The following is a 14,005-nucleotide window of genomic DNA, read 5'->3' as shown; positions in this document are numbered from 1 at the left end:
ACTTTAAGGGATTATCCTGTTTTGCCTGGTTATAAACCTTGAGTTATATTATATTTCTAACATTTGAGAAGGGAAAACGAATAAGAAACAGAGGTCCGTCCCCAACCTAAAAAAAACGGTCATCAGAAATGACCGTTTGAGATGTAATGATGTTTAGTTGTTTGCTCCAGCTGCGATTCGCTTTACGTTTTGTTCAGCGGTTTTTGTCAGGTCTGGAGTGAACCCATTTTTCATTCGTTGATTTTCTTCATTGAAGTAGTCTTGAACTTCTTGATCAAATTCTACTTCGATGAGGTCACGAATGTCTGTAATTCTAAGGGCGATCATAATGGAAACAAGATGAGCCACCGTTAAGGATTTCTTCTTGAAATTCACTAGCTCATTAATCGTAGCCACTCTCAACCCTGTTAAGCGATGAAGATCGCCTTGTGTCAATCCTCTTTCACGCAGGATTTCTCCCAGTTTTATGTGAATTTTATGGGGAAATTTATTTAGCGCTTCTATTACAATTGTATTTGTCTTTTGGTGAATCATGATGCTTCAGCTCCTCATCCTCTACCATATTAACGCGAATTCCGTCATTCGTGAACCGGGAAAAAATCCCATGTCGACGGGTACTTTTTACCATTCAATTTTGAGTGAGTGTGAAGGCATCTTATCCTAAAAAAAGAAGACACCAGGAACCGACCGGATGTCTTCTACTATTCGTTTCGTTTTACATCAGCACATTCTGGACGAGACTCGTTTTCAGGCTTTCATACACTTCCTGCCATACTTCTTGGTCTTTAGTATATTGAGAAGTTAAGCGTTGAATCATTTCCTTCTGCTTTTCCGGGAAAAGCTCATGATCCTTCGGCGGCAGCTTCGCACGTTCATCATCCACGATTTTCTTCACCATAGGGGCTCTTGGACCCCATACAAGCTTCTCATTCCCATCACGATCGATGAAAATAAAAATGGGAATCGCTCTCGATATGCCATTCGTTAAGTATTGATCCATCAGTTCAAGGTTTTCGTCCCGTAAAATCATGCGGACATCGATGTCAGCGGATTTTGCCACTTTTAACAAAATGGGGATATTCAGCATGGCATCCCCACACCAATCCTCCGTAATGGCAATCACTCGTAAAGAGTGTTCTCCAAGTATATTCAATACCTCTATGTCTTCGCGTGGAATCGTAAAGTTTTTCTTGATCGCTTCGGTATTTTCTTTATGTACACTCATATATTCCAAGTAATCTTCAGGTGTCATCCCTTTACTGAACCATTGTTCTAAGTTCATGTTTCTTCCTCCCTCAGCGCCACACATTCCAGTGAAGCACGAACAACATTTCTCTTAATTTCTCTTTATAGCATATTCATGTTTGTCTTATTCCACAAGGAAAATATACTTTTTATTCTATTTAAAATTTCAATTGTACGATTATGCCTGTAGGAATATAATATAAGAAAAGCACCGTAATGGACAGGTTTACAGGTTCTTATGAACTCCTTCTATTAACACTCTGCAACAAAAAAAAGGAATAGCATACTGCTACTCCTCAGGCTTTCTTTCCAGAGGGGGAGGGAAATAGATAAGTATGCGAAGAGAAGTATCTATCATACATCTTTCCTTAACAGAAAAAAAGCTGACTCAATTGTCAGTTTCATCCTCACATTTTTTGGTTAAATTAGATAGGTATAGGACTACTCTTCAATTGACTCATCTTAGACATCTTGTGATTTCTCAATTATTTTTGCCACTTTATTATAGTAGTAGTTCAGCTCGACTAGGCTATCTGCCTCCTTCAGTCTTTTTATATACTGATTTGCTTTTTCATAGTCTTCTGGTGGCAGTTCAACCTTGATTCTTTTTTTCCTCCACTTCGCCAACAGGTTTCACCTCATTATGGTTTGGAGATCCTCCCTTAGAGGTCGGTTCGAGCTGATAATGAGATAGCTCTTGGATATAAGACGCTTTGGTGTTTGCTAAATTTTGTTCGATTTTTCGTGTGATGACGGAACTTCCCCCGATTCCTGATAATAAACTGATATAGATGACATACCAGATCGGGACAGTTTCAACAACCGGTAATACTGACAGATATCCTGCTAGAATGCCTATGATAATATCCTTTGTTGAGCCAAAAAGATAGTGCTTCTCACCTTGGTCATCGATAAATTTTCGCGGAAAAGTGAAATGACCATTTTTGAAAACCAGAATATGTCCTAAGCCTCCAATACCACCCATTAACATTGGCAACAAGATCACTTCGAATAAGGACATTCTATCCACCCTCTGGAATCATTTACTATTATTATACATTATTTACAGAAAATTCAGAATAGATAATTGGACGCAATTTTGTCCACTAAAGGAGTGCCAAAATGAGAAAAATCGTGATGAAAGTCTCGTCAGTCGACAAACTTCGATTCCAAAACTACATGATGCATTTAAAGAGAGCTGAATCAAAAGTCGAAGCGGATACCTATTACCGCTTGGCTAAACAGATCCTGGAGAAAGCCAAAAGGAAGCAAATATAACATTCAATGAGAAAGTGCCGAAAAAATATCCACCGTGCACAAACTACCCTCATGCCTTGATAAAGTTCAGGAACTTTTTAAAACAAAGAAAAGAAGAGCCATAACAGCCCTTCTATTCAATCAGTCTATTTAATTGACACCTACTGCATTGTACGCGGCGTTCACACTCGCCACCTCGGCACTTCCTGCACCATATAGATCTGTAGCCGCTTGAACCGCTGCTGAACGAAGCTGGCTAAAGTTTGAAGATGGTGTCAAGTATTGAGTTAATGCACGGTAATAGATCGCTCCGGTTTTATCCGTACCGATTCCCGTCACCTTCACACCATAGTGAGTTCCACCCTGACTTAGCAGATAGGCCGCTTTATTTCCTATTCCACTATTGATATGAACCCCACCATTGTCCTGCGTCCCTGTGTATCTTACAGAATAGTGATCCGGATCACCGTATTTTGCCGGATCAGACATGGAGCGAAGAGCGTCCCCACCTTGATTAGGCGTGTAGATGTCTTCCCCGATCTCCCAATCAGGATTATTATTTGTATCGTATTCTACCAATGTTCCAAAGATATCAGACATAGATTCGTTGATAGCCCCTGACTCATTTTGGTAAATCAGATCAGCTGTTGTATCCGTTACGGCATGTGTTAGCTCATGTGCTACAACGTCCAATCCTCCTGAAAGAGCAACAAATGTTGAGCCGTCTCCATCACCATATACCATTTGCTGTCCATTCCAGAATGCATTATTGTAGTTTCGGCCATAATGAACCGTTGAATTGAGGGCTGCGCCATTCCCATCATAACTGTTTCGGTTATGTGTATCGGCGTAATAATCGTAAGTTTGACCTGCGTAATAGTGAGCATCTACAGCAGCTGCATCATAGCTTGCATTGAATAGATTGTCACTGTCTGCCCATAGGGAACCTGGCAGACGGGTACGACTCCCTGCGTCATAGGTGAATACTCCCCCGCCTCTTGTACGGTCCTGTAAATAATAAGTAGACGATGAGAGGTAGGTATTTAACGATTTCGTGTCTCCCAGTACCCCTGTTCCTGATCCAACTGCATCGGTTCCACCACTTCCGGGACCTCCACCGCCGCCAGGCTTGCCACCGCCTACACCTTTCGCTTCATGAAGCTCATTTACTTTCCCCAGAATGTCACCTGTCACAGCATCAACGAAATAATTCCAGTTCCCTGGTTCCGGGGCAAGGAAATTATAGTTTACGAGATAAGCGTAATGGGCTTCCCCATCTTTCATATAAATCACTGAATCGGATTTCGGTGCATATTCATAGTCAGGTTGGCTGCCTACAAGGGCTACCAGGTCTTTTTCCCCTGCCGAAACTGCTTCTTTCTTAGATAATTTTTTGGTTTGTTTCAGATTTTGTTTTTGATCCAGGTTCGTAGCTGGTGCTCCCGATAATGCAGTCAAGACACCCTCCTTATTCACATGAGCTGTTAGAACTGCTCCGTATACAGGCGTTCCTTTATATACCTGCTGGATACGGAGATATGTAAATCCTAAATCATCCTTCCTTTTTTCTGTCACTTTGAAGGAAAGCTTGGAGTCACCTTTGAACTTGAAGGCCTTTTGTTTTTCCATTAAGTAATCAAATACAATTGTTTCCGGGGAATTGGTGGATGCCTTGGTTAATTTCCCCGATATAAACTGAGGAGTCCCCGTCTTCTCATTGAAGTTTACCTTTTCACTCACATTCGGAGCACCCAATGCTTCCGGAGAAAATACCGGGCTCATCATTAACCCTGCTGTTAACCCTAATGCAACGACTTTTTTCTTCAATTACAACACCTCTTTATTAGAATTTTCTAATTATTAAAAACATTAGGTTAACTATAGTACAAGCACTATCCACAACGAATGAGTTATTAGACCTACATTTTTCCTTTTTCAATATCGGGTTAAAATACCTACACAAAACGCAGGGAAAACTTGCTTTTCAGGAAAACTTGAACTAAAAAGAGGGACGGACCTTGAATTTATTTCAAGGTCCGTCCCTCTTCCGTACAAAAACAGCCCCTGGAAATATAAGGTTTCCAGGGGCTGTGGCTATATTTTTAGCGTTTTTGAATTTCTTGAAGCAGCAGTTTGTTTACAAGCGGCGGGTTGGCCTGGCCTTTTGTTGCTTTCATGATCTGACCAACGAGGAAGCCGATGGCGCGGTCTTTCCCGTTCTTGTAATCTTCGATGGATTGTGGATTGGCATCGAGGGTCTCCGTCACAATCTTGAGTAAGGCACCTTCGTCAGAGATTTGAACAAGACCCTTATCTTTCACGATTTGTTCTGGATCTCCGCCGTTTTCCACTAGTTCTTTGAACACTTTTTTCGCAATCTTGGAAGAAATCGTTCCTTTTTCGATTAACGCAATCATGCCAGCTAACCCTTGAGGAGTCAGCTTAACATCTTCAAGCTCTTTTTGACCGGCATTTAAGTAAGCTGAAACTTCACCCATCAACCAGTTGGACGCAAGCTTCGCATCCGCTCCTGCCTCAACGGTTTCCTGGAAGAAATCAGACATTTCTTTCGTCAATGTGAGAACCATGGCATCATACGCCGGTAAGCCCAAATCTTCTACATAGCGCTTTTTACGCTCATCCGGAAGCTCAGGAATCTCTGCACGGATGCGGTCCATCCACTCTTGATCGATGTGGAGGTGTAATAAATCAGGTTCAGGGAAGTACCGGTAATCATCCGATCCTTCTTTGACACGCATGAGGATCGTTTTACCTGTTGATTCATCGAAACGAAGCGTTTCCTGTTGAATCATTCCTCCGGATAAAAGGACCTTTTCCTGACGGACGATTTCATACTCCAATCCTTTTTTAACAAAGTTAAAGGAGTTCAGGTTTTTAAGCTCGGCTTTCGTTCCGAACTTTTCCCGGCCGATTGGACGGAGGGAAATGTTGGCGTCACAACGAAGCGAGCCTTCTTCCATCTTACAATCGGAAACTCCTGTGTATTGAATGATGGATTTCAGTTTCTCAAGATACGCATACGCTTCTTCCGGTGTGCGGATGTCCGGCTCAGATACAATTTCAATAAGAGGAGTACCTTGGCGGTTATAGTCGACAAGGGAATAACCGTCTCCTGAGTGCGTCAGCTTTCCAGCATCTTCTTCCAGGTGAAGGCGAGTGATTCCGATGCGTTTCTTCTCGCCGTTCACTTCAATTTCGATCCAGCCGTTTTCACCAATCGGCTTGTCAAATTGAGAAATTTGGTACGCTTTCGGGTTATCCGGATAGAAATAGTTTTTACGGTCAAACTTCGTATCCGTTGCGATTTCACAATTCAATGCGATTGCGGCTTTCATTCCGAACTCAATGGCACGCTTGTTCACCACGGGAAGTACGCCGGGATATCCAAGGTCGATGACGTTCGTATTCGTGTTCGGCTCTGCTCCAAAATGGTTCGGTGCCGGAGAGAACATCTTACTGTCCGTTTTTAATTCTACGTGGACTTCTAGTCCGATTACTGGTTCAAAGTTCATTGATTTCACCCCTTACAGTTGTGGTCTTTTTGTATGGAAGTCTGTAGCTTGCTCGAACGCATGCGCTACGCGATAAATCGTGCTTTCGTCAAAATGCTTTCCGATGATTTGCAGTCCAAGTGGCAATCCAGTTGAAGAGAATCCACAAGGTACAGATATTCCCGGTACACCTGCTAGGTTTACTGGAATCGTTAAAATATCGTTTGCATACATCGTTAATGGATCATCGATTTTTTCACCGATTTTGAAAGCTGGAGTTGGTGTTGTTGGTCCAATAATGACATCATATTTTGCAAATACATCTTCAAAATCTTTCTTGATCAGTGTGCGGGCCTGCTGTGCTTTTTTGTAGTAAGCATCATAGTATCCAGAACTCAATGCAAAGGTTCCAAGCATAATGCGACGCTTCACTTCATCCCCAAATCCTTCTGCACGGGTTTTCTTGTAAAGATCAAGAAGGTTCTCTGCGTTTGGAGTGCGGTAACCGTAACGAACACCATCGAAACGGGCAAGGTTTGCAGAAGCTTCAGATGACGCTAATAAGTAGTACGTTGAAACACCAAATTTAGAGTGAGGAAGAGAAACTTCTTCCCATGTAGCTCCCATGCCTTCCAACACTTTCAATGAAGCAAGCACTGATTGACGGGCTTCTTCGCCGACACCTTCACCTAAATATTCTTTCGGCACAGCAATCTTCAAGCCTTTCACATCGCCTGTCAGAGCTGCCGCGTAGTTCGGAACCTCAACATTCGCTGAAGTAGAATCATTCGGATCAAGACCAGCGATCGCTTGCAGTAAATAGGCATTGTCTTCTACGTTACGAGTGATCGGTCCGATTTGATCCAGTGAAGAAGCGAATGCTACAAGACCGAAACGGGATACACGTCCGTAAGTTGGTTTTAATCCGACAGTACCCGTGAATGCTGCTGGCTGGCGAATCGATCCACCTGTATCCGACCCCAGTGAGAAAGGTACTTCTCCAGCTGCAACGGATGCTGCTGAACCACCTGAAGATCCACCGGGAACCGTTTCAAGATTCCATGGATTGCTCGTTTTCTGGAAACCGGAGTTCTCAGTAGATGAACCCATCGCGAACTCATCCATATTCAGTTTTCCGATCGTAATCGTATCGGCACTATGTAATTTATTGATAACCGTAGCATCATAAATCGGATTGAAGTTTTCAAGGATTTTACTGGCACATGTTGTACGAAGTCCTTTTGTTACGATATTATCTTTAATCCCGATCGGCATTCCGAATAGCAGACCTTTGCTTTCGTCTGTACCAAGCTTTGCATCCATTTCTTTCGCTTTACTGCGGGCATTTTCTTCATCTAATGTTAAAAATGCTTTTACTTTATCTTCAACGGCATCAATACGTTTATATGATTCGTCTACAAGATCTGTGACAGATACTTCTTTCTTATGTAAAAGCTCATGAAGCTCTGATAATTTATGGTCAAATAATGACATGAGGTCCCCTCCTTAGTCCAAGATCGATGGAACGCGTACTTGTCCATCTTGTTTGTCTGGTGCGTTCTTTAGTACTTCTTCACGTGGCAGTCCTTCAACAGGCTTATCTTCACGCATAACGTTCTTCATATCCAACACATGACTCGTTGCTTCCACATTTGAAGTATCCAATTCATTCAGCTGCTCGGCAAACCCGATAATCGCATCTAATTGAGTTGTAAACTTTTTCGCTTCATCCTCTGTGATGGCTAGTCGCGCAAGGTGGGCAACATGCTTTACTTGCTCTTCAGAAATTCTAGTCATCTTCTTCACCTCCGTATATGTTCGAACACTCACAATACTATTGATAATACCAAAATTCGCTTCATTAAAGCAACTATGATAAGAGATAACGATGGTTAAGATCATGGCGGATACTTGTCCATACCTCCATTCATTCTACCACGAATCGGAAGGGTATGTGCCATTTTGTGAGGGACGGACCTTGGGTGGGGGTATTGTGAATGCTGCGGGGGCCAAAGCTTTGTATTAAGTCGCTGGCATGACATTACATTTCTTACTGCCTTTATTAGCCTGGCTCCCGGGGGAATGGCCGAGAAGACCATAGTGGGACAAGCCGTCAACGCAGATCTTTCCATCATTACCGGATATCACTTGTTTCGGATATTGTTTATTCTGTTTATCATACCAGCGAGTTTGAAAGGACTGTTTAAACTCTCTTTCTTTCAAAAGGGCAAACAGTATTAGAAAAGCTTGTTTTTAATCGATGAAAATAGGCTTTTCTTTGGCTTTTGCTTCGTTTTAGCTTCAGAGGTCTTTTCACTTTTTTTCTTCACATAGATTTCTTCTTTATCAACGGCATGATCATAAGCGAGGACAAGGCCAATATCGGTTTCGATCTCCTTATTTGTCACCATTGAAAACGAGACATGATACGTATCAGCGAGCTTGATGTATTTAGATAAGTAGGAGTAGCTCATATTACCATTTAATAAAAGCTTCGCCTCTGGATGCTTCTTCAGGCTCTCCTGAACTTCCTTGTACACTCCCTTTTCCCTTACCTGACTCTGAGTCAGGGCAATGACGATTCGTTCCCGCAAGCTCCCGAGAAACTTTCTTCTTTCATCAGGCTTCGTTTGCTTCTGACCATATATTCCATTATCCAGGTAATCATCAATCGTTGGTTTACTCAAAACCACAAGCACCTCCAAAACGGTCTCATTACAGTTTCTCCTACACTATATGTTTACATGTGTTTGTTTGGTTCAGTACTATTTTCTCTTATGGAAATGCTTTCAGGCAACTAAAAGGTCCGCTTCCATCAAGAAGCGGACCTTTTGGCTTTAAACAAATAGTGATTGCAGTATGGCCTTCTGTACATGTAATCGATTCTCCGCTTGCTGAAATACAGCAGAACATGGCCCGTCTATGACAGCCGCTGTCACTTCTTCTTCACGGTGTGCCGGAAGACAATGGAGAAATTTCACTTCGGGTGCAGCATGCTGAAGTAGCTGTTCATTCACCTGATAAGGCTTGAAGTCTTTAAGACGCTTACTCGCTTCTTCCTCCTGCCCCATGCTTGCCCATACATCGGTGTATACGATATCCGCATTCTTTACCGCTTCAACCGGATCGTAAGAAAGCGTAAAGCTGCCGCCGTTCATTCCGGCAATCTTCACCGTCTTCCCGACAATCTCTTTAGCGGGTTCATAGCCTTCAGGACAAGAAACGACGACGTCCATTCCAAGCTTCGCACAAAGAATCATAAAGGAGTGTGCCACATTATTTCCGTCCCCTATATACACAACCTTCAATCCTTTCAGCGTTCCCTTCAGCTCCAAAATCGTGAGAACATCCGCCAACGCCTGACAAGGATGGTACGTATCGCATAGTCCGTTGATGACTGGAACATCCGCGTATTGGGCCAGTTCTGTAACTTTCTGAGTTTCAAACGTACGGATCATGATGCCATCCACATAAGAAGAAAGAACCCGTGCCGTATCTGCGATCGACTCTCCTCTACCTAGCTGTATATCACGGGCATTCAGGTAGATGGCATGACCTCCCATCTGGAGCATTCCCGCTTCAAAAGAGACACGGGTTCTTGTGGACGACTTTTCAAAAATCATCCCAAGTGTCTTTCCTTCCAACACCTTTGAACAAGGATTTTTCTTCAAATACTGAGCCAGTGCTAAGAGCTCATGTACCTCTTCCGTTGTGTAATCCAACCACGTGACAAGATCTCTCCCTTTCAAGGAAACCGGCGACGTCGCAACATTTGTATTCATCATACTCTGCTCACTCCCTGTACGGATTTTGATGGTGCCAATGGAATAGGGTTCACTTTATTCACTTTCATACTTCGAATAAAGGCCAATAAGGTCTCTGCTTCCGTTAAAACGGTGACCCCTGCTTCTAACGCTGCAATTCTTCTCTTCTTCATTTCAACCGTTTCTTCATGACTGAAATACACAGAAGCATTGCTTGTTTCAACCCAGTCACTAAACGAAGTTTCCGTAGAAGTCTGATACTGTTTTAATTCTTTCTGGTCACTATCTATATAAACCGTCCCACCAGTTTCTATAGCTTCATGCAACCCTTCAAATACTTTATACAGGGCTTCTTCAACCGTCTTACCAAGACATAATCCTTCTCCCGTTGACTTCATATTGGCCCCGAGTGTTTGATCGATCTCCGGCAGGGCATGTGATGAAAATACAGGATACTTCACTCCAACAACGTCTATTTCTGAAGGAGGGCTAAAGGCGTCTATCTTCAACGTCTCATCGCACATAAGGTCTGTCGCCATATCGATTAATGAGTAACCAAGAACCTTGCTGACCACCGGAACCGTCCTGCTTGCTCTTGGGTTCACTTCCAACATGAATACCTCTTCACCTTGCAGCAAAAATTGAATGTTCATGATCCCTTTGTAATGAAGGGAAGACACAATCTTCCGGGCATAGCCTTCAATCGTTCTCTTGATTTCAATTGACAGGGATTCAGAAGGAAAAATAGACATGCTGTCCCCTGAATGGACGCCTGCACGTTCAATATGCTCCATCACTCCGGGTACATACACTCCGTCTCCGTCCCCCACCAAGTCAACTTCGATTTCCTGACCTTCTTTGAATTCATCCATTAAAATAGGATAGTAGTCTGCATCCGCTTCCTGTATGAACTTCTGTAGCTCGGTTTGTGTCGTTACTTTCACCATCCCTTTTCCTCCAATCACATAGGATGGACGGCAAAGAAGAGGAAAGGTTAAGTTGTGTGCTACTTGTAATGCCTCCTCTTTACTGTGGCAGATATCTCCTTTTACACGGGGGATCTCCAGTTCATCAAGCAGTTGATAAAAACGTTCACGATCCTCTACATGGTCAATGATATCTGAAGACGTCCCAAATAATCGGGTACCTTCCTTCTCTAATATAGAAGCCAGGTTTAATGCCGTTTGTCCTCCGAATTGAACGAGTACGGTATCGACATTCTCATGCTGAATAATGGAAAGGAGCGATTCTTTCGTAATAGGTTCAAAGTACAATCGATCTGCCGTCTCATAATCCGTACTCACGGTTTCCGGATTATTGTTCACCATGATGGTCGTGTATCCATGCTCTTTCAATCTGTGAATCGCCTTAACGGCACTGTAGTCAAACTCGACTCCCTGACCGATTCGAATCGGACCCGCTCCAACAATCAGGACCTTCTTCTCTCCTTGTAACGGTTGAATCTCATTGTCTCCATAATAAGTAGAGTAGGCATAATTGGTGATCGCTTCGAATTCACCTGCACATGTATCCACCATTTTAAAGGCGGGCACAATTCCTTCCTCCACTCTCATTTTTCCAATGGACGCTTCCGGTTTCCCCATTAATCCGGCAATGGTTTTATCCTCAAACCGGAACTGCTTTGCTTCTTTCAAAAGATCAGAAGTGAAGTCGGACGTTCTTAGTTTATTTTCCATGAATACTAAGTTACTCAAGATAGACAAGAACAGCTTATCGATTCCTGTCTTTTCATGAAGAGTGTGAATCGAATGGCCTCTTCTCAACAATTCCAGCAGTTCAAAACAGCGAAGATCCGTTGGTGTTCCAATCCTCTCTTCAAGCTCTTTATGAGATAAGCCAGCCAGTTCGTTATATATGTTTCCTAAGGACAGATCCAACGACTGAAGAGCTTTATGAAAAGCAGCCTCTAACGAACGCTCGATCGCCATCACTTCACCCGTTGCTTTCATCTTCGTTCCGAGCCCCCGATTCGCCTTTGGGAATTTATCGAATGGCCATCTTGGAAACTTGACGACCACGTAATCAAGAGCCGGTTCAAAGCTTGCAAAAGTAGTTCTCGTCAGCGGATTGATAATTTCGTTCAACGTATAGCCCACAGCAAGCTTCACCGCTATTTTGGCGATGGGATAGCCCGTTGCCTTCGATGCCAAAGCAGAAGACCTGCTCACCCTTGGGTTCACTTCAATTACATAGTATTGGTTACTGTTAGGTTCTAAAGCAAATTGTATATTGCATCCTCCCACCACTTCTAGCGCACTGATAATATTAAACGCAGCTGTACGGAGCATATGAAACTCTTGATCTGTCAGGGTTTGGGACGGAGCGACGACGATGGAGTCACCCGTATGGACACCAACAGGGTCGAAATTTTCCATATTACAGACGGATATACAATTTCCTTTCGAATCTCTCATGACTTCATACTCAATCTCTTTGAACCCGGCGATGCTTTTTTCCACCAGCACTTGATGAATCGGGCTCGCCTTTAACCCGGTTTGAACGAGTTTACTATATTCCTTCCTGGTAGAAGCGATGCCGCCGCCTCTCCCCCCCAATGTATAAGCCGGGCGCACTATGATCGGGAAGGAAATCTTTTCAGAAAAAAGGATAGCCCCTTGAAGATCGTGTACGATAGCACTTTCTGCCGTTGGATGTCCCAAAGTGTTCATCAAGGTTCGAAATTTCTCTCTGTCTTCCCCTTTTTGAATCGAATCCACAGAGGTCCCAAGCAGTGTCACTCCATACTTCTCAAGAACCCCTCTTTCATCCAGCTCCACTGCAAGATTCAGAGCGGTTTGACCTCCAAGATTTGCGACGATTCCATCAGGACGTTCACTAGCGATAATCGCAGTTAATGTTTTGACCGTTAAGGGCTCGCAGTACACTTTGTCGGCGTAGGTCGTATCTGTCATGATCGTCGCCGGGTTATGGTTCACGAGAATCACTTCATAACCTTCATCCTTCAGGGCAAGGCACCCTTGTGTACCTGAGTAATCAAACTCTGCTGCTTGCCCGATGATGATAGGGCCTGATCCGATTATGAGGATTTTTTGAATACTGGAATCTTTAGGCATACATCTTCTCTCTCCCTGGTTGTTTAATCGTTTGATAGAATTGTTCGAATATCCACGAAGCATCCTCCGGGCCCGGACGCGCTTCAGGATGAAATTGAACTGAAAGGATAGGCTTGCTTATATGTTGAAGCCCTTCAAGGGAACCATCATTGACGTTCATAAAACGCGGTTCCAACCCGGTTCCTGTTAAACTGGCCCCGTTCACGACGTAATTATGATTTTGTGATGTGATAAACACCTCTCCGGTTTGGTTGTCGATGACAGGATGATTCGCTCCTCTATGACCGAATAATAGTCGTTCGGTATTTCCTCCGAGTGCCAGAGCGATTAATTGATGCCCTAGACAAATTCCGAGGGTCGGAAGCTCCATGATTTTTTCCTTCAGCTCGGGTAAAAGACTCATCATTTCTTTCGGATCTCCCGGACCGTTCGACAACACCAATCCGTCCACGTTCATCTGATCCAGAAGCTCAAGCTGATGATAGGGAATGACGGTAATAAGACAATCCATCTTTACCAGACTGGATAGAATCGATTTTTTCACACCGAAATCGACGACGGCTATATGCTTGCTTCCACTCCCCATCTTACGGATCTGAGAAAAGGCTACCTTTTCGATTTGGCCTGTGAGTTTCTCTTTTTCAGGAAGCACTTCTGTATAAGATATACACGCATTTTGACTTCCAACATCACGGATCGCCTTCACTACCTGCCTCGTATCCACACCTGTCATGTAGGGAATCTTCCACTTCCCGAGATAGTCTTTAAGGGAAGAAGTGGCATGATAATGGGAATACAACTCCGGTGATTGGAGCATGATGACCCCTTTCACCTGCGGCTTTGAGCTCTCGAAGTCATCTACGTTCACGCCATATTGACCGATGAGCGGATAGGTGAAAACAACGATTTGATCTTTATAGGAAGGGTCGGTCAGTACTTCCTGGTATCCCGTCATCCCCGTAAAAAATACAATCTCACCCTGAACGGGATCTTCTTCATCCATTGTGACTTCCCCTATAAAGGTCTTTCCATTTTCTAAACATAAGTAACCTGACATGAGACCGCCTCCTACAATTGAATATTTATTTATATTAAGGTATTTTTATACATTCATTTCTAAAAGAAAAATAGA

13 protein-coding genes and 1 pseudogene are annotated in these 14,005 nt (G+C 43.3%); 2 read left to right on the top strand and 12 right to left on the bottom strand.

Annotated features, from left to right (window positions below; all coding sequences use genetic code 11):
• Nucleotides 1–153: 153 nt before the first annotated feature.
• The 4 genes from ACOSV2_RS11060 to ACOSV2_RS11045 all read right to left on the bottom strand — a co-directional run bounded on the left by ACOSV2_RS11060 (nt 154) and on the right by ACOSV2_RS11045 (nt 2,266).
• Nucleotides 154–534 (bottom strand): helix-turn-helix domain-containing protein, encoded by a 381-nt coding sequence (locus ACOSV2_RS11060; protein WP_324746472.1) that lies wholly within the window; start codon nt 532–534, stop codon nt 154–156.
• Between the two features lie 181 nt (nt 535–715).
• Nucleotides 716–1,282 carry a thioredoxin family protein gene (locus tag ACOSV2_RS11055; RefSeq protein ID WP_428975131.1) on the bottom strand — a complete coding sequence of 189 codons (567 nt, stop codon included), beginning with the start codon at nt 1,280–1,282 and terminating at the stop codon, nt 716–718.
• A 425-nt stretch (nt 1,283–1,707) separates the two neighbouring features.
• Complete coding sequence (locus ACOSV2_RS11050; RefSeq protein WP_181778055.1) at nt 1,708–1,872, bottom strand: hypothetical protein; 165 nt, start codon at nt 1,870–1,872, stop codon at nt 1,708–1,710.
• Nucleotides 1,838–2,266 (bottom strand): DUF4257 domain-containing protein, encoded by a 429-nt coding sequence (locus tag ACOSV2_RS11045; protein ID WP_113968513.1) that lies wholly within the window; start codon nt 2,264–2,266, stop codon nt 1,838–1,840. The genes ACOSV2_RS11050 and ACOSV2_RS11045 overlap by 35 nt, the downstream gene beginning before the upstream one ends.
• Nucleotides 2,267–2,367: 101 nt before the next feature.
• On the opposite strand from ACOSV2_RS11045, the gene ACOSV2_RS11040 reads away from it, so the two are divergent.
• The gene (locus ACOSV2_RS11040) at nt 2,368–2,523 is read left to right on the top strand and encodes a hypothetical protein (protein WP_181778054.1); all 156 of its coding nucleotides are present in this window, start codon (nt 2,368–2,370) and stop codon (nt 2,521–2,523) included.
• Between the two features lie 129 nt (nt 2,524–2,652).
• On the opposite strand, the gene ACOSV2_RS11035 is transcribed toward ACOSV2_RS11040, so the two are convergent.
• The 4 genes from ACOSV2_RS11035 to gatC all read right to left on the bottom strand — a co-directional run bounded on the left by ACOSV2_RS11035 (nt 2,653) and on the right by gatC (nt 7,811).
• Nucleotides 2,653–4,287 carry a M4 family metallopeptidase gene (locus ACOSV2_RS11035; RefSeq protein ID WP_428975872.1) on the bottom strand — a complete coding sequence of 545 codons (1,635 nt, stop codon included), beginning with the start codon at nt 4,285–4,287 and terminating at the stop codon, nt 2,653–2,655.
• Nucleotides 4,288–4,604: 317 nt separating this feature from the next.
• Nucleotides 4,605–6,035 carry an Asp-tRNA(Asn)/Glu-tRNA(Gln) amidotransferase subunit GatB gene (gene gatB, locus ACOSV2_RS11030; protein ID WP_397553127.1) on the bottom strand — a complete coding sequence of 477 codons (1,431 nt, stop codon included), beginning with the start codon at nt 6,033–6,035 and terminating at the stop codon, nt 4,605–4,607.
• Between the two features lie 12 nt (nt 6,036–6,047).
• Complete coding sequence (gene gatA, locus ACOSV2_RS11025; RefSeq protein ID WP_113968511.1) at nt 6,048–7,508, bottom strand: Asp-tRNA(Asn)/Glu-tRNA(Gln) amidotransferase subunit GatA; 1,461 nt, start codon at nt 7,506–7,508, stop codon at nt 6,048–6,050.
• A 12-nt stretch (nt 7,509–7,520) separates the two neighbouring features.
• Nucleotides 7,521–7,811 (bottom strand): Asp-tRNA(Asn)/Glu-tRNA(Gln) amidotransferase subunit GatC, encoded by a 291-nt coding sequence (gene gatC, locus ACOSV2_RS11020; RefSeq protein WP_113968770.1) that lies wholly within the window; start codon nt 7,809–7,811, stop codon nt 7,521–7,523.
• Nucleotides 7,812–8,024: 213 nt separating this feature from the next.
• Between gatC and ACOSV2_RS11015 the strand changes: the two are divergent.
• Nucleotides 8,025–8,255 (top strand): annotated as a pseudogene (locus tag ACOSV2_RS11015) (AbrB family transcriptional regulator); the annotation flags it as partial.
• Here the strand turns inward: ACOSV2_RS11015 and ACOSV2_RS11010 are convergent.
• From ACOSV2_RS11010 to ACOSV2_RS10995, 4 genes are all read right to left on the bottom strand, one after another.
• Nucleotides 8,252–8,701, bottom strand: a complete 450-nt coding sequence (locus tag ACOSV2_RS11010) for a YueI family protein (RefSeq protein WP_428975130.1) — start codon at nt 8,699–8,701, stop codon at nt 8,252–8,254. The pseudogene ACOSV2_RS11015 and the gene ACOSV2_RS11010 sit on opposite strands and share 4 nt — an antisense overlap.
• Nucleotides 8,702–8,851: 150 nt before the next feature.
• Complete coding sequence (argF, locus tag ACOSV2_RS11005; RefSeq protein ID WP_428975129.1) at nt 8,852–9,799, bottom strand: ornithine carbamoyltransferase; 948 nt, start codon at nt 9,797–9,799, stop codon at nt 8,852–8,854.
• Nucleotides 9,796–12,873, bottom strand: coding sequence for a carbamoyl phosphate synthase large subunit (locus tag ACOSV2_RS11000; RefSeq protein WP_428975128.1), 3,078 nt, complete (start codon nt 12,871–12,873; stop codon nt 9,796–9,798). The genes argF and ACOSV2_RS11000 overlap by 4 nt, the downstream gene beginning before the upstream one ends.
• Nucleotides 12,866–13,930, bottom strand: a complete 1,065-nt coding sequence (locus ACOSV2_RS10995; protein WP_428975127.1) for a carbamoyl phosphate synthase small subunit — start codon at nt 13,928–13,930, stop codon at nt 12,866–12,868. The genes ACOSV2_RS11000 and ACOSV2_RS10995 overlap by 8 nt, the downstream gene beginning before the upstream one ends.
• Between the last annotated feature and the right edge of the window lie 75 nt (nt 13,931–14,005).

The sequence above is a fragment of the Rossellomorea sp. DUT-2 genome (assembly GCF_052665285.1).
Note: the sequence above shows the minus strand (reverse complement) of the source record. Positions and strands in the feature narration are given on the sequence as shown.

Bases quoted from the DNA above. Each gene is read 5' to 3' on its own strand.
- ACOSV2_RS11000 (WP_428975128.1), bottom strand. From the start codon at position 12,873: ATGCCTAAAGATTCCAGTATTCAAAAAATCCTCATAATCGGATCAGGC.
- ACOSV2_RS11040 (WP_181778054.1), top strand. From the start codon at position 2,368: ATGAGAAAAATCGTGATGAAAGTCTCGTCAGTCGACAAACTTCGATTC.
- argF (WP_428975129.1), bottom strand. From the start codon at position 9,799: ATGATGAATACAAATGTTGCGACGTCGCCGGTTTCCTTGAAAGGGAGA.
- gatC (WP_113968770.1), bottom strand. From the start codon at position 7,811: ATGACTAGAATTTCTGAAGAGCAAGTAAAGCATGTTGCCCACCTTGCG.
- gatB (WP_397553127.1), bottom strand. From the start codon at position 6,035: ATGAACTTTGAACCAGTAATCGGACTAGAAGTCCACGTAGAATTAAAA.
- gatA (WP_113968511.1), bottom strand. From the start codon at position 7,508: ATGTCATTATTTGACCATAAATTATCAGAGCTTCATGAGCTTTTACAT.
- ACOSV2_RS11035 (WP_428975872.1), bottom strand. From the start codon at position 4,287: ATGATGAGCCCGGTATTTTCTCCGGAAGCATTGGGTGCTCCGAATGTG.
- ACOSV2_RS11060 (WP_324746472.1), bottom strand. From the start codon at position 534: ATGATTCACCAAAAGACAAATACAATTGTAATAGAAGCGCTAAATAAA.
- ACOSV2_RS11045 (WP_113968513.1), bottom strand. From the start codon at position 2,266: ATGTCCTTATTCGAAGTGATCTTGTTGCCAATGTTAATGGGTGGTATT.
- ACOSV2_RS10995 (WP_428975127.1), bottom strand. From the start codon at position 13,930: ATGTCAGGTTACTTATGTTTAGAAAATGGAAAGACCTTTATAGGGGAA.
- ACOSV2_RS11055 (WP_428975131.1), bottom strand. From the start codon at position 1,282: ATGAACTTAGAACAATGGTTCAGTAAAGGGATGACACCTGAAGATTAC.